The organism is Pseudomonas sp. PA-6-3C (assembly GCF_021605825.1).
Lineage (GTDB): Bacteria > Pseudomonadota > Gammaproteobacteria > Pseudomonadales > Pseudomonadaceae > Aquipseudomonas > Aquipseudomonas edaphica.
In genome coordinates this window covers 108,772-130,229 of the sequence record NZ_WKDV01000001.1, presented here as the reverse complement: position 1 = coordinate 130,229, position 21,458 = coordinate 108,772, and the positions used below count along the sequence as shown (strand labels likewise).

Sequence of the window (21,458 nt, the reverse complement as noted above, 5' to 3'; positions counted from 1 at the left end):
GTTGATGCGATCGCAGCATAGGTATCTACACAACTTTTGAAGGCAGCCACTTTCTCCTGTGGCGAGCAGGCTTGCCCTGCGTTGGGCTGCGAAGCAGCCCCAGTAAAGGCACTGCAATTTTCCTGAAAGAACTCAGCGTCTGGGTTTGGGGCCGCTTCGCAGCCCAACGCAGGGCAAGCCTGCTCGCCACAACAGCCTAACCGGTTGTGTAGATACCTATGGCCATCGCAGGCAAGCCAGCTCCCACACTTTGACCGCATGCAGCCATCCTGTTGCGAGGAGCTAAGGCAACACCGTCCAGATCGCGAACCCGGCATACCACAGCACCGCAGCCCGCAGCAGCAGTTCCCACAGACGATCCAGGCTGTTGATGCCATCGGCCCCCACCACCGGTGGTGGAATTTCAGCCGCCACCAAGCCAACTTTTTCCATCAGTTGCGCAGCGCTGATGTCCCAGCTCAACAGCTCATGCAGCATCACCCGGCTGACCGCGACAAAGTTACCCACCAGGGCAAAGCTGGCCGCCAACAGACGCACCGGCAGCCAATCAAATGCGTGACGCAATTGCCCGGCGCGTTCGGCGACCAGCGGGTTCTGGCTGTTCTCGCTGGCCAATGCCAACAGGCGATAAGCCAGGGCCGCGACCGGGCCAAGCAGGAAATACCAGAAAATCACCGCAAAAAAGCTTTGGTAGGCCTGCCACAGCAAATGGCCTTGAACCCGCTCCAGCAGTTGCTCGCCACTGTCGGCGGCCACCTTCAGGTCGCGCTCGGCAACGTGCTCGGCAGCTTGCAGGTCACCGCGCCGCCAGGCGTCGCGAAACGGCCCAAGCTCGCCAAGCAGGTCGCCGCGCCCCAGGCTGTAGATCACCACCAGCAAATGCACCGGCAACGCCAACAGACCATAAGCCACGGGCTCCAACACCAACAGCAACAACCCCAGCAAGGCCACCGGCAACAACACCAGCAGTACCAGGATCAGCCAAGGCTGCTTGCCCATGCGCGGGCTCGTTTCCAGCTTGGCCAGTTCGCGCAGCCATCCGCCGTCACGTTGCAACCGCCGACGCAGGGCCGAGAACTTCTCGATCCACACCGCCAGCACCAACACCAGGAAACTCATCGTGCGTGTCCTCCATCCTGCAGGGCGCTGCGAAAGCGCGTCCAATCAAAAGCCGGGCCTGGATCGGTCTTGCGTCCCGGTGCGATATCACTGTGACCACAAATACGCTGCTGGGTAATGCCTGGGTAGGCCGACAACAGTTGCCGGGCCAGGTCGATCAGCGACACATATTGCGCATCGGTGAACGGTAGCTCGTCCGTGCCTTCCAGTTCGATCCCGAGGGAAAAGTCATTGCACACTTCACGCCCCTCGAAACTGGACACCCCGGCATGCCAGGCACGCTCCAGGCACGACACAAATTGTGTCACCAAGCCGTCGCGTTCAATCAGAAAATGCGCAGACACCCGTAGGCTGGCAATGCTTTCAAAGTAGGGATGCTCCGTGACGTCCAGGCGGTTCTGGAAAAACTCCTGCACTTTGCCAGTAGCAAACTGCCCCGGTGGCAGGCTGATGTTATGCACCACCAACAGTGAGATCTCGCCGGCGGGGCGCTCGTTGAAGTTGGGCGACGGGCAATGACGGATGCCCTGGCACCAACCGCTGGTGGGGTCCAACTGCATACGGGTTCCTTGAATGAGACGAGGTGTTACCAGTATGCCGCGTTCAGCCCTGCGGTTGCGATCACTTGCCGCGATTGAGTTGGCGCAGCGTGCCAATCACCGACGTCAGCGCGCGGTCGAACAGCAGCCCCTCATCAAGGCTGCGCAGCGCGCCCTGCTTGAGGGCCACGGCCAATTGGCCGGCACTTTTCTCGAGGGCTTTGAGCCCGGTGCGGCTGACAAAAATATAGCGGTTGGCCGGCGCCATGATGGCCTTCAGCTTGCAACGCAGCCGGCTGCCGTCCTCCTGCTGGAACTCAAACCAGTGACCAATGTGCAACTGCTGGACCTTGAGCAACTCCGGATCATCACTGGGCAGACTCGGGATGGCGTCAGGCACCTCGCTACTGAGCGAAAACGGCTCACGCACCTCGATCAGCGTGTCCAGGCGCTCGCCTTCGAACGACTGCAGGTGCATGGCCTGCAAACGTACAAAAAATTCGCGGGTGCTGAAGGGGTCGAACGCAGCACTGGTCAACCCATCACGCAAGGCTTTGAGCAGGCCGGGCAGCTGCTCAAGTAAGTGCCGGCCGGCCTCGGTGTCTTTTTGCAGGCTGACGCTCCAGATCAATTCGTCCATGGTGCGCACGGCCGCCTGCCATTGCACTGACTGCTCGCCCTGCTTGAGGCTGGCCAGCAACAGCACCTGGCTCCAGGCCTGCTGGATAAACTGCACCACGGACTGCGGCAACACTCGGCCCACCAACCGTCGATTGAGCACCTCGGCCACCCGCTGACGCGCGGCGTCTTTGCGCACCCGGCCTTCTTCGGCCTCACAGGTGTGCTGTTCGAGCAATTCGCTGCGGTGGCGCTCGTCGGCAGTAGAGGCACTGAACTGCGCCAGCACCTGGGGGAAAATCGCCAGGTCTTCAACGAACTCATTCAACAGCCGTTGCACCACCTGCTCAGTGCGCACGTACAGGCTGTCACGCTGATAATCATCGCGCGGGCTCCATGTCATGGCGGCGCTGGCGATTTCATTGAGCAGACGTCGCGCCGGGTGGCTGGCGCGGCTGAAAAAACTCTTGTCCAGCACCGCCACTTTCAACAGCGGAATCTGCAAGCGTGCGATCAAGGCCTTGAATACGTCAGGCACGCAGTGGTCAGTGAGGATGAACTCGAACAACAGCGCGACCAGGTTGATCACATCCTCATCGGCGTCTTCCACCACACGGGACTTGCCGCTCTTGACGCTCACGCGAGTCAGCAACTGCTCAAGCTGGTTACGCAGGTCGAAGTCGTCTTCGGCTTCTGGCTCCGGCACGTATTGTTGCAGGTGGGAGAGCAGGCGCAGCAAATCGCGGGTGGCGATGGGCTGGGGTTCGGCGCTGGCTTCCAGGGTGGGCGCGACGCTGCCACGCACGGCAGCGAGCAACTTCTGCAACGCGGCGAAGGCTTGCTGGCCGTTTTCATCCATGGGCTGATCAACGGCCTGCACACTGCCTTCGCGCTGCTGCTCGCGAGCTTCACGCCCACCTGGGCGGCGTGACGGCACAGCCTTGAGCTGCGGCAAAACGCCAGTGGCAACCAGCAGTTGGTTGGCCTCGGCGTACAGTTGGTCGGCGTCACTGAGCACATACTTTTCGAACAGCTTGAGCATGATCAGCTTGACGCGAATCTCCACCCCCAGGCTGCGCCCCGCACGCAGGAAGAACTCGCACAGCAGTGCCGGGCCCAGCGGGTTATCGCGCTCATCCAGGGGGTTGCCGAGCAGCGCACCCAGGCGCGCGGTTAATTGCCCCAGCGCCAGGCCATCGCGATGGCGCACCCGGCCGAGCATGGCCTCCAGCGCGACGGCTTTTTCCAGCTCATCACTGGACGTACCCGGCGCCGCCTCATAGGACACCATCGGCACCAGGTGAAACTCACCGCGCTCGGCCTGGCCCAGGTCGATAAATGCGGCGAACAATTGCTCCATGAACACGCGCTCGAAATTCTTGCGCTTGAGGCGCAGGTCACGCATGGCTTCAAAGAAAATATGGTGGTCGACGTTGCTGCGGGCCTTGTCGGCCATTTCAAACAAGGTGTCGTCAGCGTTGTCGAACAGCTCCTGCAAACCTTGCTGCAACTGCTGTGCAGCCTTGTCGCGAACCTGCAGCAACACCACCGGCAGGCGCGCGAGCGGCGATGGCGTGGCCTGTGCCCGATTGATGGGCACCACCTTTCCGTCAATGTGCATCCTGGCCTCCTGAAACGGCGGTGATGAGTTGGGGAAAAATCGGCTACAGGCCCCATCGGGCTGCAAACACCGGTTATCTCCAAGGACGTCAAAGCTATGACGCCAATCGCAAGGCGCGAGATTATCTTGCAAATGGGGGCTGTTGCGCCAGTGAACTCTGCCAATGCGCTGTAAATGAGTGGCGAGTATGGGTTCGGCGGCGCGCTGCCCCTATAATCGAGGCACTTTGTTTGTGGAGCCTGTTATGCCGAATCTCCGTCTTGCCGACCTCACCGCCGAAATCGAAGCCAACGTGCGCCGCGCACTGCTGGAAGACATCGGCAGCGGCGACATCACTGCGCAACTGATCCCGGCCGAACGGCTGGCCAAGGCCACCATCATTACCCGCGACGCAGCCGTTATCGCCGGCACCGCCTGGGTGGACGCGGTGTTCCGCCAGCTCGACCCACGGGTTGCAGTGCATTGGCAGGTGGCCGACGGTGAGCGTGTGAGCCCCAATCAAGTGCTGTTCCACCTTGAAGGCCCGGCACGCTCACTGCTGAGCGGCGAAAGGTGTGCGCTGAATTTTCTGCAGATGTTGTCAGGCGTCGCCACGCGCGCGCAGTACTTGGCGGACTTTGTCGCCAGCACTCAGGTCAAGTTGCTGGACACCCGCAAAACCCTGCCGGGCCTGCGCCTGGCGCAGAAGTACGCCGTGACTTGCGGCGGTTGCCACAACCATCGCATCGGGTTGTATGACGCGTTCCTGATCAAGGAAAACCATATCGCCGCCTGTGGCGGAATTGCCGAGGCGATTACCGCCGCCCACAAGATCGCGCCGGGCAAGCCAGTGGAAATCGAAGTGGAAAGCCTGGAGGAGCTGCGTGAAGCACTGGCGGCGGGCGCCGATATCATCATGCTCGACGAATTGAGCCTGGATGACATGCGTGAGGCCGTGCGCCTGAATGCCGGCAAGGCCAAGCTGGAAGCCAGCGGCGGGATCAATGAAACCACCTTGCTGCCTATCGCGCAGACCGGGGTGGATTACATTTCCATCGGTGCGATGACCAAGGATGTGAAGGCGGTGGATTTGTCGATGCGACTGAGCATCTGAGCAAGCAACATCCGAGCAAAAGGAGCGAGGTTGCTCGCTCCTTCAATTTCGCGCTCAGATCGCGAGATTATTCATCCCGCAATACTCGTTCCAGTCAACGCCCAGTACCTCGGCGGCCTCCTTGTGCAAGGCCAGGCGCGCCGCTTCGAACTCTTGCGGCGTCGAGGTGTACTTGAGGGTCAGTTCCCATGGCTGCAGGCCCTGGGCCTCGGCCTCATCCTCGAAGGCCCACTGGATCTGGTCCTTTTGATCATCGGCGCTCAGGTCCTTGATCTCGTCGAGCAGTTCCGGGGATTCCGCGACGTATTTTTTGAGGGCTGCTTCGTGCCGCTGTTCCTGGGTCATTTCTTGTGTGGTCATGTTGTTCTCTTAGATCATGGAATGGGGATGCATCTGGGTCATCAAGGTTGCGCAGATACAAAAGAGTGGGCACGAATGCCGCCTCGTCTGGCCTTCAGAACCATTCTGGGATCATCTGAAAACGTTGCCTTTGAAACAGTGTCGCCGTTGAAACAGTGTTGCCTTGTGCCCGAGACAGGAGTCGAACCTGCGACCTTCGCGTTACGAGTGCGCTGCTCTACCAACTGAGCTACACGGGCGGTGGGCTAAAGCTAGCACCGCATTGGGCAGGCAGCAACAAACTCGCTGACCGCCGGCAGGCATTACGCCCCGTCGGCGCCGCAACCCTTGGCGGCGTACTGCGCCTCGACCGTGGTGGCACAGGCCCAACCCTGGGTGGCGCTGCGCGTCAAGGTGATGGTCTTGCCCAGTACCGGCGCCGGCGCGTCGAGGATTTCGCAGGTAATGGAACCGACGCCCGTGGCCACATCGCCGGTTAGGGTGATCGTGCAGTTGGCAGTCGGGCTGGTGCCACCAATCAAAGGCAAGGTCGGCACAGTGCCCTGGTTAAGGGTGTCTTCAAAACCGGCCTTCAACGCCGCAATTTCAGCCAGCCCCGCCGTGAACTTGGCCTTGGCCTGGTGCTTGGTGTACATGGGCAGACCGATGGTGGCCAAAATGCCGATGATTGCCACGACGATCAACAACTCGATCAAGGTAAAGCCTTTCTGACGCATCACATTCACTCTCCAGAATAAAAACCTTATCAAGGCGCGTCCTGCGCCCCGCAGTGTGCAGCGGCGCCAGTGTACTCATCCGTGAGCGCCCAATTGTGGGTAAGACGCACATTCTGACATTTTATCGTGCGCCCACGAGCGGTCCGAATCCGTCATCTGACTAAGCTATAAATCTACGACGACCTGTGTGCGGACCTGTGCCATGAATGACGCTTCAACGATCTACGCCTGGGAAGGCACCAACCGCAAAGGCCGCCGGGTGTCCGGGCAAGCCACCGGGCATAACCTGGCACTGATCAAGGCACAGCTGCGCCAGCAGGGGATTTACCCCGGACGCGTGCGCAAAAAGGCTTCGCACCGGCCATATTTTGCCGCGCCGATAAAACCCGCCGACATCGCGCTGTTCACGCGCCAATTGGCGACCCTGTTAAAGGCAGGCATTGCGCTGCTGCAGGCGTTCGACATCATCTGCGAAGGCTTCGAAAACCGGCAGATGCGCGCGTTGATAAAAGGCTTGAAGCAGGAGATTGCCGCCGGTAGTAGCCTGGCAGCAGCGCTGCGCAAACAGCCGCGTCACTTTGATGATTTGTATTGCAACCTGGTTGCCGCAGGCGAACAGGCAGGCGCCCTGGAAACATTGCTCGAACGGGTGGCGATTCACCTGGAAAAAAGCCAGCAGCTCAAGGCGCGAATCAAAAAAGCCATGACCTACCCTATCGCCGTAATCGTCGTCGCCTGTCTGGTCAGTGCAGTTTTGCTTATCCACGTGGTGCCGCAGTTCCAGAACCTCTTCGCCGGGGTAAACGGCCAACTGCCGGGCTTTACCTTGCTGGTGATTGCGCTGTCCAACTTCCTGCAGCACGCCTGGTGGATGCTTGCCTTGGGGCTGAGTATGGCAATAACTGCGCTGCGCCATGCCTATCGGGCTTACCCGGGGTTTCGTGACCGGCTGGATGCCGCTTTGTTGAACGCGCCCCTGGCTGGCACACTGCTGAGGCGCTCAGCCATCGCCCGCTACGCCCGTACACTTTCAACCACCTTTGCCGCGGGCGTGCCATTGGTGCAGGCTCTGGACTCCGTGGCAGGCGCGGCAGGCAATGGATTGTTCACAAAGGCGATCGAACATATGCGGCACGATGTATCCACAGGTGTGCCGTTGAACCAGTCCATGGCCCACAGCGGGCTGTTCCCCAGCATGGCCATCCAGATGACGGCCATCGGTGAAGAGTCGGGCACCCTGGACCTCATGCTGGAAAAAGTCGCCAACCACTATGAAGCCGATGTGGAGAACCTGGTCGATAACCTCACCAGCCTGATGGAGCCACTGATCATGATGGTGTTGGGGGGCATTGTCGGCGCGTTGGTGATTGCGATGTATCTGCCGGTGTTCCAGTTGGGGTCGGCGTTTTGAGCCTGCTGCTGGGTGAACAACCCTGGGTCTTTGTCGGGATGGCGTTGGTGCTCGGCCTGATCGTCGGCAGCTTTCTCAACGTGCTGGTGTGGCGCCTGCCGAAGATGCTCGTGCGCGAATGGCGCGCCCAGGCCCAGGAAATACTCGGCCTGCCGGCCGACCCCGCCGGCCCTGTCTACAACCTGATGCATCCCAACTCGTGCTGTGCGCATTGCAGCCAGCCGATTCGCCCCTGGGAAAATATCCCGGTACTCAGCTACCTGCTACTCAAGGGGCGCTGCGCCCGCTGCCGCGAGTCTATCAGCGCGCGTTACCCCTTTACCGAACTGGCCTGTGCGCTGCTCTCGGCCATGGTCGCCTGGCATTTTGGCTTCGGCTGGCAAGCTGGCGCAGTGATGCTGCTGGGTTGGGGCCTGCTGGCGATGAGCCTGATCGACATCGATCATCAACTGCTGCCGGATGTGCTGGTGTTGCCACTGCTGTGGCTGGGGCTGGTCCTCAATAGCGGCGGCTTGTTGGCGACGCTGCCCGATGCGCTGTGGGGCGCAGTCATAGGCTATGTGTGCCTGTGGAGCGTGTTCTGGGTGTTCAAGGTTGTCACCGGCAAGGACGGCATGGGTTATGGCGATTTCAAGCTATTGGCCCTGCTCGGTGCCTGGGGTGGTTGGCAGATCCTGCCGATGACGCTGCTGATAGCGTCGCTGCTGGGCGTGTTCGCAGGCCTTGTCCTGATGCGTTTGCGCAAGTCCCAGGCATCGGTGCCGATGCCATTTGGCCCGTGCCTGGCAATTGCCGGCTGGATTGCATTGCTCTGGGGTGGTCAAATAACCGACTTCTATTTGCAGTCTGTCGGTTTCAGATGACCACTTGTGTCGCAACACCCTGGATTCTAGGCCTCACCGGCGGCATCGGCAGCGGTAAAAGCGCGGCCGCCCAGCACTTTATCGACCTGGGCATTGACCTGGTCGATGCCGACCATGCCGCACGCTGGGTGGTCGAACCCGGCCGGCCAGCACTCGCACGCATTGCCGAGCATTTTGGTGCAGGTGTGCTGCAGGCGGACGGCCAGTTGGACCGCGCCGCCCTGCGCAAGCTGATCTTTGAAGTTCCCGAAGAACGTCGCTGGCTGGAAGCCCTGCTGCACCCGTTGATTGGCGAAGAAATTCGCAGCCATCTGGCGCGTGCGCAATCGCCTTACGCGATCCTGGTCTCACCGCTGCTGATCGAGTCCGGCCAGTACAGCATGACCCAGCGCATCCTGGTGATCGACGTGCCGCAATCGCTGCAGATTCAGCGTACCCTGCAGCGCGACGGCATCAGCGAACAGCAGGTGCAGGCGATCCTCAAGGCTCAGTCCAGCCGTGAAGACCGTCTGAACCATGCCGATGACGTGCTGGTCAACGACAAGGACCTCGCCTGGCTGCACAGCGAGGTCGAGCGACTGCACCACTTTTACCTTACTTTGCGTGGAGGCCGATCATGAGCCAACCCTTGACCGTCGACTGCCCAACCTGCGGCGCACCCGTGGAATGGAAACCCGACAACCTCAACCGGCCGTTCTGCTCGGACCGCTGCAAGCTTATCGACCTTGGCGCCTGGGCCGCGGAAGAACACAAGATTCCGGTGAGCCCGGATGCCGAGGACGAGCTGTTCTCAGAAGACCTGCCGCCGCGCCACTAAGGCCGCATAAAGGCGTATTCCTGCTGGTCGTCGAGGTTTTCTGCAAGGTATTGCAGCTCGTCGGCCAGGTCTTCAAAACTGCGCACACCCTTGCTCTGCTGCACCACCGCACTGAGCATGGCGCGCAGGGTAAGACCTGGGTCAAAACCAATTTCCTGTGCCGCATCCTGGCTTCTGCGCAACTCTTGCCGCGCCCATTCGTACACACTCATAGTCTGTGCCCCGCCCTGCTCAGTAAAATTTCGCAGAGCATGGGCCTGCGCGGCCGCCTGGGATTTGATCTGGATCAACGCCGCGAATCGTCATCCTTCCACGGCGCCGACAGGTAGCGCGTACGGTTGAAGGTCTCCAGCCATTCCGGGCAGAACACCACCAGGGCACTGATGACCATGCCGTTGATAAACGCCTCGGGGAAGATGATCAGCCACAGGTAACCGACGAAGTCTTCCAGCCACTCGGGCATGGCAAAACGGCCGTCAAACCACAACAATCCCAACGCCGCCAGCAGGCACAGCAGTGCCGACAGCGCTGCGGCGAAAAAGCCGGAACAGAAGATATACACAAAGGGGTTGCGCGGTTGCGCCCGCTCCACCAGCAGCGCGCAGGTCTCGGTGACCAGCACCGGCAAGCCAATCAGCAGCAAACCATTGACCCCGACCGCCGCCAGGTCCTGGCGCCCCAGCAGCACCAAACCCAATTGCGCGGCCAACCCGCCGACGATAGCCAGGGGCCAATCCAGCAGCAGGGTCACGGCGGTCATGCCGATAAAGTGGTAAGACACACCGGTGTCGAAATCCCGCCGTACCAGCCAGAGCATAAACAGGGCAAACACGGTGCCGAACAGCAAATGCTGGCGCCGCCGGTCGGCAAGCAACTCGACCCACGGTGCGCGCAGGATCGCCCACATGACCAATGGCGCGTACAACAGCCAGCCAATGATGAGCGTTTGCGGCGCCAACACTGCAGCGCTGATCACGAGCGTAATGCCTTCGCAGAAAACCTCACCACACACCTCGTCCATGCAGTTGCTGTTGAATGAGCAGTCTACACCGGCGTTTCAAAGCAAGACTTCCTGCGGTCATCAATTGGACGCTAAGCTGCCAATATGGATGACTCAGATTATTTGCGCCTGCTCACCGTAGCGGCCGAACAAGCCAATGCGTTCCTGTCCAATGCCCGCAAATGGGAGCGTGAGCGTTGGGTCTGCCAGCGCCTGCTGCAAGGCTTGAACGTGCCTTACCGTGCCGAAGAGTTTCACCCCGCCGGCCAAGAGCCGCCGGACGTGTTGTTTCGCGACGCCAGTTTCGAAGTTTTTTTCGTATTGGATGAAGGCCGGCGCCTGAACGACGAATGGCGTGATGAGTTGCTGCGGCGGCGCAGTGCGTTTTCCTTGAGCCAGTTGGTGCGACGCGAAGCCAAGCCACGGCGCATTCCGGCCCATGAATTCCTGCTGCGCCTGGCGCCGACGTTGCGCAAAAAGGCACATAACTACAAAGAACGCGGCATAGACCTGGGCGAGTTGGACCTGATTGCCTTCACCAGCCTCAAGCGTGAAGTGCTGGACCTCAACAGCCATTTCCCACCGCCTACCGAATACCTGCGCCAAGGCTGGCGCTCGCTGTCGTTGGTAGGCCCGACCTTTGCGCGCGTACTGTTTGCCCACCCGGACGCACCGGACTTCTTGCGCAACAACCTGGGGCGCAGCATAGTATTCGACGTGGGCATCAGCCTGTGACGCGGGCACCGGCTACGCTTGTGGCGAACCCGCCAACCTTCTGGCTGTAACGTGGCGCCCTTTTGCAACGTCTACCTGACGAGGCCTTTATGACCAGCCGCCTGAACCCCGATGACCAACAGCATGTCGAAGAGTACCTGCAACTCTCCCAAAACCGAGTCGAGCGCAAGCCTTTCCGGCCGTGGCTGCTCCTGGGTGTGGTGCTGTTGGTGGTGATCGGGCTCGGCCTGCTGAGCCGCCTTTTGAGTTACCTGACGCTATGAGCTGCATCGCGCTCGCGAGGGTAACTGCTCCGATTTCTTTTAGCCTTGCGAGATATCCCCATGACCCATCGTATTATTATCGTCGGCGGCGGCGCCGGCGGCCTGGAGTTGGCTACCCGCCTGGGTAAGACTCTGGGCAAGCGCGGCACCGCCAGCATCACGCTGGTGGACGCCAACCTCACCCATATCTGGAAACCGCTGCTGCACGAAGTGGCCGCCGGTTCGCTGAACTCTTCGGAAGACGAGCTCAATTACGTCGCCCAGGCCAAATGGAACCACTTCGAGTTCCAACTGGGGCGCATGAGCGGGCTTGACCGTGAACAGAAAAAAATTCAGCTGGCCGCGACCCTCGATGAAGCAGGCCGTGAACTGGTGCCTGCGCGCGTGCTGGGTTATGACAGCCTGGTGATCGCAGTCGGCAGCACCACCAACGATTTCGGCACCGAGGGCGCGGCGCAACACTGTCTGTTCCTCGACACCCGCAAACAGGCCGAGCGCTTCCATCAACAATTGCTCAACCACTATCTGCGCGCCCATGCGGGCCAGACCGACGTGGAAGAGAACATCAGCGTCGCTATCGTCGGCGCCGGCGCGACGGGCGTCGAGTTGGCTGCCGAGTTGCACAACGCCGCCCATGAACTGGCCGCCTATGGCCTGGACCGCATCAAACCGGAAAACATGCACATCACCCTGATCGAAGCCGGCCCACGGGTATTGCCCGCGCTGCCGGAGCGGATCGGCGGGCCTGTGCACAAAACCCTGGAGAAACTTGGGGTAACGGTACTGACCAACTCGGCGGTCAGCGAAGTGACCGCGGATGCGTTGATCACCAGCAGCGGCCAGGTCATTCCAGCGAGCCTCAAGGTCTGGGCTGCGGGTATCCGCGCACCGGCCTTCCTCAAGGATATTGACGGGCTGGAAACCAACCGCATCAATCAATTGCAGGTATTGCCGACGCTGCAAACCACCCGTGATGAAAACATCTTCGCCTTTGGCGACTGCGCCGCCTGCCCGCAACCGGGCACCGACCGCAATGTGCCGCCACGCGCCCAGGCCGCTCACCAGCAGGCTTCACTGTTGGCCAAGTCGCTGAAACTGCGGATCGAAGGCAAGGACCTGCCGTCCTACAAGTACACCGACTACGGTTCGCTGATCTCGCTGTCGCGTTTTTCGGCGGTGGGTAACTTGATGGGCAACCTGACGGGCAGCGTGATGCTCGAAGGCTGGCTGGCGCGGATGTTCTACGTGTCGCTGTACCGCATGCACCAGATGGCGCTGTACGGGTTCTTCCGCACGGCAATGCTGATGCTGGGCAGCAAGATTGGGCGCGGGACTGAGCCTCGGCTCAAGCTCCATTAACAGCACAAACTAATGTGGGAGCGGGCTTGCCCGCGATGGCGATCGATCAGCACAAGATGCACAGGCTGATACACCGCTATCGCAGCGGTGCGACGATTCGACAAGCCAGCTCCCACATTTTTTTGCGCAATATTTAAGATTTGCGCGCACAAAAAAAATCCCCGTATCTTTCGATACGAGGATTTTTAATATGGTCGGGGTAAGGGGATTCGAACTCCTGACATCCTGCTCCCAAAGCAGGCGCGCTACCGGACTGCGCTATACCCCGGTAAAAAAAAGGCGACCTCTCAGTCGCCTTCTTCGATCAGTGCTTTTGGCCTCTGATCTTAAGATTCGATTCCAGCGTTAACTGGTTTCAAAAATGGTGGGTCGTGTGGGATTCGAACCTACGACCAATTGGTTAAAAGCCAACTGCTCTACCAACTGAGCTAACGACCCAAAAATGGTCGGGGTAAGGGGATTCGAACTCCTGACATCCTGCTCCCAAAGCAGGCGCGCTACCGGACTGCGCTATACCCCGGTTTTGAAATTGGCTCCGTGACCAGGACTCGAACCTGGGACCCAATGATTAACAGTCATTTGCTCTACCGACTGAGCTATCACGGAACTACATATTTCAAATTTACAACTTCTACTGCTTTACAACCTTCTCATCGGCTTGTCCGTATCGCTACGTTCACGTCTCTGAGGCGCGCTATTCTACAATCTTAAAAACCCCTGTCAACCCTTTAAATTGCTTTTAAGACAATGATTTGCGCTTGTTTCTGATTTCTTCTTGGGGAGAAGAAACCCGTGGGCTGACGTTGCTGCGGGGCGCACTTTACAAGCCTTTGCCTTACAGTTCAACGCCCTATCGAAAAAAAAGGCCCCGCAATGCGGGGCCTCCTCTTATCGCCATACAGGCCGGGCTTAGTGGAAGACGATTTCGTCGTTTTCCACCGTGGCCGCCACGCTGGTCCCCGGCATGAAGCTGCCCGACAGGATCAACTGCGCCAACGGGTTCTCGATCCAGCGCTGTATCGCACGTTTCAGAGGCCGTGCGCCGTACACGGGGTCGTAACCCACCGCGATCAACTTGTCCAACGCCTCGCTGCTCAGCTCCAGGTCAAGCTCACGCTCGGCCAGGCGGCTACGCAGACGGCCCAACTGGATCTCGGTAATACCCGCGATCTGATCCCGCGCCAGAGGCTCGAAGATCACCACTTCATCGACCCGGTTGATAAATTCCGGGCGGAAGTGCGAGGTCAGCGCATCCATCACCGCAGCGCGCTGGGCCTCACGATCACCGACCAGCTCCTGGATCTGCGCCGAGCCCAGGTTAGAGGTCATCACGATCACCGTATTGCGAAAGTCCACAGTGCGCCCGTGGCTGTCCGTCAACCGGCCATCTTCCAGCACCTGCAGCAAGATGTTGAACACATCCGGGTGGGCCTTCTCGACCTCATCCAGCAGGATCACCGAGTAAGGCTTACGCCGCACGGCTTCGGTCAGGTAACCGCCTTCTTCATAGCCCACATAGCCTGGTGGAGCACCGATCAGGCGCGCCACCGAGTGTTTCTCCATGAATTCGGACATATCGATGCGCACCATGGCCTCTTCAGTATCAAAGAGGAACTCGGCCAATGCCTTGCACAGCTCGGTCTTACCCACGCCGGTTGGGCCGAGGAACATAAACGAGCCGCTCGGACGATTCGGGTCGGACAAACCGGCCCGCGAACGCCGTACCGCATTGGACACTGCCACCACGGCCTCTTCCTGGCCGATGACGCGCTGGTGCAGCAGGCTTTCCATTTTCAGCAGCTTGTCGCGCTCGCCTTCAAGCATTTTCGACACGGGAATGCCGGTCCACTTGGAGACCACTTCGGCAATTTCTTCCTCGGTCACCTTGCTGCGCAGCAGCTGATTCTCGGGCTTGCCGTGCTGGTCAACCATTTGCAGGCTGCGCTCCAGGTCCGGGATCACCCCGTACTGCAACTCGGCCATGCGGTTCAGGTCGCCTTTACGGCGCGCTGCTTCCAGCTCCTGACGGGACTGCTCGATCTTTTGCTGGATCTGCGCAGAACCCTGCACTTCGGCTTTTTCCGAGGTCCAGATTTCTTCGAGGTCCGAATACTCGCGTTCCAGACGCAGGATTTCTTCCTGAAGTTTTTCCAGGCGTTTCTTCGCTGCGTCGTCCTCTTCTTTCTTAAGTGCCTGGGATTCAACTTTCAGCTGAATCAGGCGCCGATCCAGGCGGTCGAGCACTTCCGGCTTGGAATCGATCTCCATGCGAATGCGGCTGGCCGCTTCGTCGATCAGGTCGATGGCCTTGTCCGGCAACTGACGGTCGGTGATATAGCGATGGCTCAGTTTGGCCGCCGCAATGATCGCGCCGTCAGTGATCGCCACCTTGTGGTGCACCTCATAACGCTCTTTGAGGCCACGCAGGATGGCGATGGTGTCTTCTTCACTCGGTTCTTCCACCAATACTTTCTGGAAGCGGCGCTCAAGGGCCGCGTCCTTTTCAATGTACTGGCGGTATTCGTTGAGCGTGGTCGCGCCAACGCAATGCAACTCACCGCGCGCCAACGCCGGCTTGAGCATGTTGCCGGCGTCCATCGAACCTTCGCCCTTGCCGGCGCCGACCATGGTGTGCAGTTCATCGATAAACAGAATGATCTGCCCTTCCTGTTTCGACAGTTCATTAAGCAGGGACTTCAGGCGTTCTTCGAACTCGCCACGGAACTTGGCACCGGCGATCAGCGAACCCATGTCCAGCGACAACAAGCGCTTGCCTTTAAGGCCGTCCGGCACTTCACCATTGATGATGCGCTGGGCCAGGCCTTCGGCAATCGCGGTCTTACCCACGCCAGGCTCACCGATCAGCACAGGGTTGTTCTTGGTGCGGCGTTGCAACACCTGGATGGTGCGACGAATTTCGTCGTCACGGCCGATCACCGGGTCCAGCTTGCCTTCTTCGGCGCGCTTGGTCAGGTCGACGGTGTATTTGTCCAGGGCCTGGCGCGACTCCTCATGATTGGGGTCATTCACCGCCTCGCCGCCACGCAGGTTGTTGATGGCGTTTTCCAGAGCTTTTTTGCTCACGCCCTGGCCCAACAACAATTTGCCAAGCTTGCTGTTGTCGTCCATCGCGGCGAGCAGCACCAGTTCGCTGGAAATGAACTGGTCACCTTTCTGCTGGGCCAGGCGATCGGCCTGGTTAAGCAGGCGCGCCAAGTCCTGCGACATGTTCACGTCGCCGGTAGGGTTTTGGATTTTCGGCAGTTGGTCGAGCTCTTTGCTCAACTCCTTGCGCAAGCTGTTGACGTCAAAGCCCACCTGCATCAGCAAGGGTTTAATAGAACCACCTTGCTGTTCCAGGAGCGCCTGCATCAAGTGCGCAGGCTCAATCGCCGGGTGGTCGAGGCCGACCGCCAGGGATTGGGAATCCGAGAGTGCCAACTGCAATTTGCTGGTTAAACGATCAATACGCATTAGTCACCTTCCTTTTGAGCAGGCCGGAGCTAGAAATACACATCCTGAATGAAGAAACCTGCCAGATACCCTTATAGATGGGGTGGATTCTGGAAGATTCAAGCAACTGATCCTTGATGTGGATCAGCATTGACCCAAGTCAGGAGAGTCTAGCGCTCAAGCCAGATAAGGGAGGCGAACCGACCGGTGCGCGGGCTGCGACGATAGGAAAAGAAGCGTGGGTCGGTAACGGTGCATAAACCGCCACCATATACAGCGGTGACACCGCGCGCGGCCAGGCGCAGGCGCGCCAACTGGTAAATATCGGCCATGTACTTGCCGGGGTTGCGGCTAGGTACAAAGGCCTCGGCCGTGGTCGGCAATTGCTGCATGAAGGCTTCACGCACTTCGGGGCCGACCTCAAACGCTTGCGGGCCAATGGCCGGGCCTAGCCACACCAGTACTTCATCGGGCTCGGCATTCAAGCTTTCAAACGCAGCCTCCAATACACCGGCCGCCAGCCCGCGCCAACCGGCATGGGCAGCCGCCACACGTGTGCCGGCGCGGTTGCAGAACAACGCGGGCAGGCAATCGGCGGTCATTGAGGTGCAGGCGACGCCGGGCGTGCTGGTCCAACTGCCATCCGCTTCGGCAATGCGATCCGGATCAGCCTCGACCACGCGCACCCCGTGGACTTGGCGCAGCCAGGCCGGCTGAATATCAAAGGTATCAGTGAGGCGGCGGCGATTTTCAAGGACGGCCTCAAGGCTGTCCTCGACATGATCGCCCAGATTAAGGCTGTCGAACGGCGCCAGACTGACGCCGCCCGCACGGGTGGTGACGCAGGCTTTGACTCCCGACGGCGCGGGCCAGTCAGGAATCAGCCAGTCACTCATCCTACAAACGCCTCGCGATCCTGCTTGAGCAGCGACAACAACCAGACCAGATCGTCTGGCAGAGGCGATTCCCAGCTCATCCGCTTACCGCTCGTCGGATGATCCAGCTCCAGGAAACGTGCATGCAGTGCCTGGCGCGGGAAGGTTTTCAGCGATTCAACCATGGTCTGGCTGGCCGCTGGCGGAATACGGAAGCGACCACCGTAGGCCGGATCTCCGACCAACGGGAAGTTGATGTGCGCCATATGCACGCGAATCTGGTGCGTGCGGCCGGTCTCCAGCTTCACCCGCACATGCGTGTGGGAGCGGAAACGCTCCAGCACACGGTAGTGGCTGACGGCCGGCTTGCCGCCTTCCATCACAGCCATACGCTGGCGCTGCTGGCCGTGGCGGCCGATCGGGGCGTTGATCTTGCCACCCGCCACCACCACGCCGATCACGATGCATTCGTAGATCCTGCTGACACTGCGGGCCTGCAATTGTGTGACCAACTGCGTCTGCGCCTGAATGGTCTTGGCCACCACCATCAAGCCGGTGGTGTCCTTGTCCAGGCGGTGCACGATGCCGCAGCGCGGCACGTTGACGATGTCCGGCACGTGGTGCAACAAGGCATTGAGCAAAGTGCCATCAGCGTGCCCGACCGCCGGGTGAACCACCAGGCCTGCAGGTTTGTTGATGACCAGGATGTCATCGTCTTCATAGACGATATCCAGCTCGATGTCTTGGGCGACCCATTCTCCCTGGGCTTCCTGCTCGGCAGTCAGCTCAAGAATCGCACCGCCATGGACTATGTCTCGCGGGCGGATAACCGCTCCATCCACAGTCAGGCGGCCGTCTTTGATCCAGGCGGAAAGGCGCGAGCGCGAGTGCTCAGCGAATAATTGTGCGGCGACTTGATCGAGGCGTTGGCCGCCCAATTCGGACGGCACCTCTGCGCGAAGTTCAATTTTATCGGACATGCTCAGACTAGGCGTGGCACAGCCTTTGGTTTCGGCTGCGCGCTTGTGGTTAAATACGGCGTCTTTTGCCCCGAGGCTTTCAACGGGGCGCTCATCATAACAGGACGGCCCCGCCCAAGACAGCGGCCGTCATAGGGACGCAAGCCGCCATGCAAGTGAAACACCTGCTGCTGATCGCCATCCTCGCCATGACTGCTGCTTGCTCGTCAACAAAGGAAGTCGTCGACGAAAACCTGAGCGAAGTCGAGCTGTATCAATTAGCTCAAAAAGACTTGGACAATAATAGCTACACCAGTGCCACAGCCAAGCTGAAGGCCCTGGAGTCGCGCTATCCGTTCGGGCGCTATGCCGACCAGGCACAGCTCGAGCTGATCTACGCCAACTACAAGAACGCGGAGCCGGAAGCTGCAAAATCCGCCGCCGAGCGTTTCATCCGCCTGCACCCGCAGCACCCGAACGTGGACTACGCCTACTACATGAAGGGCCTGACCTCGTTCGACCAGGACGTTGGCCTGCTGGCACGCTTCCTGCCGCTGGACATGACCAAGCGTGACCCTGGTGCTGCCCGCGACTCCTTCAACGAGTTCGCCCAGCTCACCAGCCGCTACCCCAACAGCCGCTACTCGCCGGACGCCAAGCAGCGCATGATCTACCTGCGCAACCTGCTGGCGTCCTACGAGATTCACGTGGCCGACTACTACCTGACCCGTCAGGCGTATGTAGCTGCCGCCAACCGTGGTCGTTATGTAGTTGAGAACTTCCAGGAGACCCCATCCGTGGGTGATGGCCTGGCGGTGATGACCCAGGCTTACCAGGCATTGCACCTGGATGCATTGGCAACCACCAGCCTGGAAACCCTGAAGCTCAACTACCCGGACTCCCCAAGTCTGAAAGACGGCCAGTTCGTGCCTCGGGTAGCTGAAGCAGACAACCGTTCCTGGTTGAGCAAATACACCCTGGGCCTGATCAGTTCCCGCCCACCGTTGCCGCCGGGCGAAACCCGCGCCAACCAGGACGTGATGAAGCAGTTCCAGGACGCCAAGGAAGCCATTCCTTCGGAGCTCAAGCCGCATGACGCCAATGGCGACGTGATCGAAGAAGAAGCACCGCAGGCCCTGGGCAACAATGAAGACCGTTCGTGGTTCAGCTACATGACCTTCGGCGTGTTTGACTGATTGCACACAGCGTCATCAAGAAGGAGCCTCTCGAGGCTCCTTTTTTGTGGGCGTCTTGTTATTGCGCTGTGCGCTTGCCACGCGCTTGGCTAAACTGGCGCATTCCCTGTCGAGAAACTGCCCATCATGCTTCGTCTACTGTTCTGGATTGCCGTCATTGCTGCCGCGGTATGGTTCTGGCGCAAATTCAAAAGCCCGGCGGCTAAACAGCAACGCTCCGCCGAGCCAGGCGCGGCCCTGATGGTGCGCTGCGCCCACTGCGGCGTGCACCTGCCGCAGGATCGCGCACTCAATTCACGCCAGGAGTGGTACTGCACCCAGGCGCACCTGGAACAAGGGCCGAAGTCTATTCAGCGTTGATCCGACCGGCGGGCGCATACGGCGCCGGGTCAATGATCGGGGGACGCCCCAACAGCAAGTCAGCGAACAGTTGACAGGATGCCGGCGCGAGCACCAGCCCATTGCGATAATGCCCGCAGTTGAGCCAAAGCCCTTTGAAACCGGGCACTTCACCGATGTAAGGGATACCTTCCGGTGAACCGGGGCGCAAACCGGCCCAGTGACCTACGACCTGCGCGTCTGCCAGCGCGGGAATCAACTCCACCGCCGATGCCTTGAGACTTTCCAAGGCCGACTCGGTCGGGGTCTTGTCGAACCCTTCATGCTCCAGCGTGCTGCCGATCAGAATGTGCCCGTCACGCCGCGGGATCGCATAACGCCCTTTGGCCAGCACCATGCTCGACAAAAAATCCGACGCACATTTGTACAAAATCATTTGGCCTTTGACCGGCTCCACTGGCAGCGACAGACCCAGCTTGCCGAGTATTTCGCCGCTCCAGGCGCCCGCAGCCAGCACCACCTGATCGCCCAGGATCGGCCCCGCAGCGGTATTTACACCCACGACGTTGCCACCTTCAATAACAAACCCCTCCACTTCGCACTGCTCATGAAGGGTCACGCCCGGCAACGCCAACAGCGCAGCCTTGAGGGATTTGACCAGACGCGGGTTGCGCACATTGGCCACGTTCGCCATGTAGATCGCCTGGGAATATCCACCGCCCAGCACCGGCACGGCATCATGGGCGGCCGACACATCTACCTTGCTCAACGGGCGACCTTCTCGGGCAGCCCAAGCCAACGCTTGGGCTTCATCTTCCAGGTCCAACCAGTACAGGCCTGTGGTGTGAACCTCTGGATCAACCCCGGTGGCCGCAAACAGCCGCTCTGCCAACTGCGGGTAAAAATCCTGCGACCAATGGGCCAGTGCGGTGACCGCCGGGCTGTAGCGCCATGGATACAGCGGCGAAACAATGCCGCCACCCGCCCAGGAAGACTCCTGCCCAAGCCCCGACCGCTCCAGCAGCACCACGGCCTGCCCCTCCGTGGCCAGGTTAAACGCGGTCAACAAGCCGATGACACCGCCACCGACAATCACCACTTGCTGTTGCTTAGCCATCATTTGATCCAGCCGATAAAAAGGGAAAAGCGCACCCGGCGCCCATTCATCCAGTACTCTCATCATTGCCCCCAACACGCCTGGCGCGACATTTCAGGTATCGCGCCCGGGTTGCTGCGCACGCCGGTACTGGACAAGCTGAACTCACCGCATGGGTCATTTGCCATGATGGCGCCGACTGCAGGCGAGGCGACCAGTGTGAATGACTGGGGGCTCAATGCAGTGCTGATTCTATAGTGATCATTGCCGGCACTGGCGCCGCTTGCATCAATAAAAGTGCCGTGGCGCGTGTAAAAACGTTCGAGGTGCTGCGCCTGCTCAATCAACAGTGCAACGATCTGCGCGCGGTAGGCTTTTTTCACCTGCCCGGTATACGCGGGGTAAGCAATCCCGGCCAAAAACGCGATGATCGCGACCGCGCCCAGTAACTCGATCAGGGTAAAACCTTGGCAATCCTTGCCCATTGATACGCTCCTTACTAGTGAAGTTGTCGCCATAGCACCCGATGAACGCTCAGACCGCCCTCTGCCTGTGCATAGACCGCCTCCAGCACCGTGCGCACTTGGCCACTGCTCCCAACCGCCGTCACGCGGTACAACGCGGCCTGTGTTTCGGCAGGCAAACCCGCCATCCCCACGCCCACTCCCAGGGATTGCACGCCATACAGGCCGCCCTTCAGGGCAACCCAAGTGACTGCTGACACGGGGTTTGTGCCTGCCTCTATCACCTGCGACGACTCGACCGGCGGCGCACAGGTATTGACTGCCCGACACACCGGCAGTGTCGCGCCTGCCCGCCGGATCACCGACTCACCCAACCGCAGGCCACTTTCGGCGCTTTGGAATGACTGGTTTCGATGCCATACGCTGCCGGTAATCTTTTGTTGGGACACCGCCCCTTGCATCGATGCCAGGCCGATCAGTGACAGCACCAGCAGAAACACCAGGCTGATCAGTAAAACCATGCCGGCTTGCCCTGCATAAAAGCGTTGAAGATTGAACATGC

General features: G+C 60.0%; 23 protein-coding genes and 5 tRNA genes. 10 read left to right on the top strand and 18 right to left on the bottom strand.

Going from position 1 to position 21,458, the window contains the following annotated elements; all coding sequences use genetic code 11:
• Positions 1-282: 282 nt before the first annotated feature.
• The 3 genes from ampE to GIW48_RS00680 all read right to left on the bottom strand — a co-directional run bounded on the left by ampE (position 283) and on the right by GIW48_RS00680 (position 3,897).
• On the bottom strand, positions 283-1,119 hold the full coding sequence (gene ampE, locus GIW48_RS00690; protein WP_065911640.1) for a regulatory signaling modulator protein AmpE: 837 nt from the start codon (positions 1,117-1,119) through the stop codon (positions 283-285).
• Entirely contained in the window at positions 1,116-1,679 is a 564-nt protein-coding gene (gene ampD / locus GIW48_RS00685; RefSeq protein ID WP_099550501.1) for a 1,6-anhydro-N-acetylmuramyl-L-alanine amidase AmpD, read from the bottom strand. The genes ampE and ampD overlap by 4 nt, the downstream gene beginning before the upstream one ends.
• Before the next feature lie 61 nt (positions 1,680-1,740).
• On the bottom strand, positions 1,741-3,897 hold the full coding sequence (locus GIW48_RS00680; RefSeq protein WP_236472898.1) for a DUF1631 domain-containing protein: 2,157 nt from the start codon (positions 3,895-3,897) through the stop codon (positions 1,741-1,743).
• A 244-nt stretch (positions 3,898-4,141) separates the two neighbouring features.
• Between GIW48_RS00680 and nadC the strand changes: the two genes are divergently transcribed.
• Positions 4,142-4,990: a carboxylating nicotinate-nucleotide diphosphorylase gene (nadC, locus tag GIW48_RS00675; RefSeq protein WP_026013482.1), complete on the top strand. Its 849-nt coding sequence runs from the start codon at positions 4,142-4,144 to the stop codon at positions 4,988-4,990.
• A gap of 54 nt (positions 4,991-5,044) precedes the next feature.
• Here the strand turns inward: nadC and GIW48_RS00670 are convergent, their stop codons facing one another.
• The 3 genes from GIW48_RS00670 to GIW48_RS00660 all read right to left on the bottom strand — a co-directional run bounded on the left by GIW48_RS00670 (position 5,045) and on the right by GIW48_RS00660 (position 6,066).
• A complete protein-coding gene (locus tag GIW48_RS00670) occupies positions 5,045-5,350 on the bottom strand; it encodes a DUF6388 family protein (protein ID WP_017134512.1) in 306 nt (101 codons plus the stop codon).
• Positions 5,351-5,516: 166 nt separating this feature from the next.
• Positions 5,517-5,589, bottom strand: a tRNA-Thr gene (locus GIW48_RS00665).
• 63 nt (positions 5,590-5,652) lie between these two features.
• A complete protein-coding gene (locus GIW48_RS00660; protein WP_268934985.1) occupies positions 5,653-6,066 on the bottom strand; it encodes a pilin in 414 nt (137 codons plus the stop codon).
• A gap of 202 nt (positions 6,067-6,268) precedes the next feature.
• Here GIW48_RS00660 and GIW48_RS00655 point away from each other — a divergent pair, with 202 nt between their 5' ends.
• Genes GIW48_RS00655 through yacG form a run of 4 tightly spaced genes read left to right on the top strand, consistent with a single transcriptional unit; the run spans position 6,269 to position 9,157 of the window.
• Positions 6,269-7,477: a type II secretion system F family protein gene (locus tag GIW48_RS00655; RefSeq protein WP_236460598.1), complete on the top strand. Its 1,209-nt coding sequence runs from the start codon at positions 6,269-6,271 to the stop codon at positions 7,475-7,477.
• Positions 7,474-8,340: a prepilin peptidase gene (locus GIW48_RS00650; protein WP_272912866.1), complete on the top strand. Its 867-nt coding sequence runs from the start codon at positions 7,474-7,476 to the stop codon at positions 8,338-8,340. Before GIW48_RS00655 ends, GIW48_RS00650 begins: the two co-directional genes overlap by 4 nt.
• A complete protein-coding gene (gene coaE / locus GIW48_RS00645; protein ID WP_017134508.1) occupies positions 8,337-8,960 on the top strand; it encodes a dephospho-CoA kinase in 624 nt (207 codons plus the stop codon). The genes GIW48_RS00650 and coaE overlap by 4 nt, the downstream gene beginning before the upstream one ends.
• Positions 8,957-9,157, top strand: a complete 201-nt coding sequence (gene yacG / locus GIW48_RS00640) for a DNA gyrase inhibitor YacG (protein ID WP_017134507.1) — start codon at positions 8,957-8,959, stop codon at positions 9,155-9,157. Before coaE ends, yacG begins: the two co-directional genes overlap by 4 nt.
• Here yacG and GIW48_RS00635 read toward each other — a convergent pair.
• Entirely contained in the window at positions 9,154-9,369 is a 216-nt protein-coding gene (locus GIW48_RS00635; protein WP_003171680.1) for a hypothetical protein, read from the bottom strand. The genes yacG and GIW48_RS00635 overlap by 4 nt on opposite strands.
• Before the next feature lie 74 nt (positions 9,370-9,443).
• On the bottom strand, positions 9,444-10,133 hold the full coding sequence (locus GIW48_RS00630; protein ID WP_236460597.1) for an energy-coupling factor ABC transporter permease: 690 nt from the start codon (positions 10,131-10,133) through the stop codon (positions 9,444-9,446).
• A 129-nt stretch (positions 10,134-10,262) separates the two neighbouring features.
• On the opposite strand from GIW48_RS00630, the gene GIW48_RS00625 reads away from it, so the two are divergent.
• The 3 genes from GIW48_RS00625 to GIW48_RS00615 all read left to right on the top strand — a co-directional run bounded on the left by GIW48_RS00625 (position 10,263) and on the right by GIW48_RS00615 (position 12,514).
• Positions 10,263-10,892, top strand: a complete 630-nt coding sequence (locus tag GIW48_RS00625; protein WP_017134504.1) for a DUF1780 domain-containing protein — start codon at positions 10,263-10,265, stop codon at positions 10,890-10,892.
• An 89-nt stretch (positions 10,893-10,981) separates the two neighbouring features.
• Positions 10,982-11,155, top strand: coding sequence for a DUF3094 family protein (locus GIW48_RS00620; RefSeq protein ID WP_017134503.1), 174 nt, complete (start codon positions 10,982-10,984; stop codon positions 11,153-11,155).
• A gap of 60 nt (positions 11,156-11,215) precedes the next feature.
• Complete coding sequence (locus GIW48_RS00615; protein ID WP_236460596.1) at positions 11,216-12,514, top strand: NAD(P)/FAD-dependent oxidoreductase; 1,299 nt, start codon at positions 11,216-11,218, stop codon at positions 12,512-12,514.
• Positions 12,515-12,705: 191 nt separating this feature from the next.
• On the opposite strand, the gene GIW48_RS00610 is transcribed toward GIW48_RS00615, so the two are convergent.
• The 7 genes from GIW48_RS00610 to rluD all read right to left on the bottom strand — a co-directional run bounded on the left by GIW48_RS00610 (position 12,706) and on the right by rluD (position 17,822).
• Positions 12,706-12,782: transfer RNA gene (locus GIW48_RS00610), tRNA-Pro, on the bottom strand.
• A gap of 94 nt (positions 12,783-12,876) precedes the next feature.
• Positions 12,877-12,952 (bottom strand) — tRNA-Lys (locus GIW48_RS00605).
• A 5-nt stretch (positions 12,953-12,957) separates the two neighbouring features.
• Positions 12,958-13,034 (bottom strand) — tRNA-Pro (locus tag GIW48_RS00600).
• 10 nt (positions 13,035-13,044) lie between these two features.
• A tRNA-Asn gene (locus GIW48_RS00595) sits at positions 13,045-13,120 on the bottom strand.
• Between the two features lie 303 nt (positions 13,121-13,423).
• Entirely contained in the window at positions 13,424-15,988 is a 2,565-nt protein-coding gene (gene clpB / locus GIW48_RS00590; RefSeq protein ID WP_017137594.1) for an ATP-dependent chaperone ClpB, read from the bottom strand.
• A gap of 149 nt (positions 15,989-16,137) precedes the next feature.
• Positions 16,138-16,863, bottom strand: coding sequence for a peptidoglycan editing factor PgeF (pgeF, locus tag GIW48_RS00585; protein WP_177033704.1), 726 nt, complete (start codon positions 16,861-16,863; stop codon positions 16,138-16,140).
• Positions 16,860-17,822: a 23S rRNA pseudouridine(1911/1915/1917) synthase RluD gene (gene rluD, locus GIW48_RS00580; protein WP_017137596.1), complete on the bottom strand. Its 963-nt coding sequence runs from the start codon at positions 17,820-17,822 to the stop codon at positions 16,860-16,862. Before rluD ends, pgeF begins: the two co-directional genes overlap by 4 nt.
• A 149-nt stretch (positions 17,823-17,971) precedes the next feature.
• Between rluD and GIW48_RS00575 the strand changes: the two genes are divergently transcribed.
• Together GIW48_RS00575 and GIW48_RS00570 are read left to right on the top strand one after the other, a co-directional pair.
• The gene (locus GIW48_RS00575; RefSeq protein WP_017137597.1) at positions 17,972-18,997 is read left to right on the top strand and encodes an outer membrane protein assembly factor BamD; all 1,026 of its coding nucleotides are present in this window, start codon (positions 17,972-17,974) and stop codon (positions 18,995-18,997) included.
• 126 nt (positions 18,998-19,123) lie between these two features.
• Positions 19,124-19,357, top strand: a complete 234-nt coding sequence (locus tag GIW48_RS00570; RefSeq protein ID WP_017137598.1) for a PP0621 family protein — start codon at positions 19,124-19,126, stop codon at positions 19,355-19,357.
• Here GIW48_RS00570 and thiO read toward each other — a convergent pair.
• The 3 genes from thiO to GIW48_RS00555 form a co-directional block, all read right to left on the bottom strand.
• Complete coding sequence (gene thiO, locus GIW48_RS00565; RefSeq protein ID WP_017137599.1) at positions 19,344-20,453, bottom strand: glycine oxidase ThiO; 1,110 nt, start codon at positions 20,451-20,453, stop codon at positions 19,344-19,346. The genes GIW48_RS00570 and thiO overlap by 14 nt on opposite strands.
• Before the next feature lie 62 nt (positions 20,454-20,515).
• Entirely contained in the window at positions 20,516-20,917 is a 402-nt protein-coding gene (locus GIW48_RS00560; RefSeq protein ID WP_017137600.1) for a type IV pilin protein, read from the bottom strand.
• Between the two features lie 14 nt (positions 20,918-20,931).
• On the bottom strand, positions 20,932-21,456 hold the full coding sequence (locus GIW48_RS00555; RefSeq protein WP_236460595.1) for a pilus assembly PilX family protein: 525 nt from the start codon (positions 21,454-21,456) through the stop codon (positions 20,932-20,934).
• Positions 21,457-21,458 lie beyond the last annotated feature (2 nt).

What these genes read in the sequence shown, in the direction of transcription:
- GIW48_RS00620 (WP_017134503.1), top strand. Translation starts at nt 10,982, where the DNA reads ATGACCAGCCGCCTGAACCCCGATGACCAACAGCATGTCGAAGAGTAC.
- GIW48_RS00615 (WP_236460596.1), top strand. Translation starts at nt 11,216, where the DNA reads ATGACCCATCGTATTATTATCGTCGGCGGCGGCGCCGGCGGCCTGGAG.
- GIW48_RS00570 (WP_017137598.1), top strand. Translation starts at nt 19,124, where the DNA reads ATGCTTCGTCTACTGTTCTGGATTGCCGTCATTGCTGCCGCGGTATGG.
- ampE (WP_065911640.1), bottom strand. Translation starts at nt 1,119, where the DNA reads ATGAGTTTCCTGGTGTTGGTGCTGGCGGTGTGGATCGAGAAGTTCTCG.
- ampD (WP_099550501.1), bottom strand. Translation starts at nt 1,679, where the DNA reads ATGCAGTTGGACCCCACCAGCGGTTGGTGCCAGGGCATCCGTCATTGC.
- GIW48_RS00670 (WP_017134512.1), bottom strand. Translation starts at nt 5,350, where the DNA reads ATGACCACACAAGAAATGACCCAGGAACAGCGGCACGAAGCAGCCCTC.
- GIW48_RS00655 (WP_236460598.1), top strand. Translation starts at nt 6,269, where the DNA reads ATGAATGACGCTTCAACGATCTACGCCTGGGAAGGCACCAACCGCAAA.
- GIW48_RS00680 (WP_236472898.1), bottom strand. Translation starts at nt 3,897, where the DNA reads ATGCACATTGACGGAAAGGTGGTGCCCATCAATCGGGCACAGGCCACG.
- rluD (WP_017137596.1), bottom strand. Translation starts at nt 17,822, where the DNA reads ATGTCCGATAAAATTGAACTTCGCGCAGAGGTGCCGTCCGAATTGGGC.
- GIW48_RS00660 (WP_268934985.1), bottom strand. Translation starts at nt 6,066, where the DNA reads ATGCGTCAGAAAGGCTTTACCTTGATCGAGTTGTTGATCGTCGTGGCA.
- GIW48_RS00635 (WP_003171680.1), bottom strand. Translation starts at nt 9,369, where the DNA reads ATGAGTGTGTACGAATGGGCGCGGCAAGAGTTGCGCAGAAGCCAGGAT.
- thiO (WP_017137599.1), bottom strand. Translation starts at nt 20,453, where the DNA reads ATGGCTAAGCAACAGCAAGTGGTGATTGTCGGTGGCGGTGTCATCGGC.
- clpB (WP_017137594.1), bottom strand. Translation starts at nt 15,988, where the DNA reads ATGCGTATTGATCGTTTAACCAGCAAATTGCAGTTGGCACTCTCGGAT.
- pgeF (WP_177033704.1), bottom strand. Translation starts at nt 16,863, where the DNA reads ATGAGTGACTGGCTGATTCCTGACTGGCCCGCGCCGTCGGGAGTCAAA.
- GIW48_RS00625 (WP_017134504.1), top strand. Translation starts at nt 10,263, where the DNA reads ATGGATGACTCAGATTATTTGCGCCTGCTCACCGTAGCGGCCGAACAA.
- GIW48_RS00555 (WP_236460595.1), bottom strand. Translation starts at nt 21,456, where the DNA reads ATGTTCAATCTTCAACGCTTTTATGCAGGGCAAGCCGGCATGGTTTTA.
- yacG (WP_017134507.1), top strand. Translation starts at nt 8,957, where the DNA reads ATGAGCCAACCCTTGACCGTCGACTGCCCAACCTGCGGCGCACCCGTG.
- nadC (WP_026013482.1), top strand. Translation starts at nt 4,142, where the DNA reads ATGCCGAATCTCCGTCTTGCCGACCTCACCGCCGAAATCGAAGCCAAC.
- GIW48_RS00575 (WP_017137597.1), top strand. Translation starts at nt 17,972, where the DNA reads ATGCAAGTGAAACACCTGCTGCTGATCGCCATCCTCGCCATGACTGCT.
- GIW48_RS00560 (WP_017137600.1), bottom strand. Translation starts at nt 20,917, where the DNA reads ATGGGCAAGGATTGCCAAGGTTTTACCCTGATCGAGTTACTGGGCGCG.
- coaE (WP_017134508.1), top strand. Translation starts at nt 8,337, where the DNA reads ATGACCACTTGTGTCGCAACACCCTGGATTCTAGGCCTCACCGGCGGC.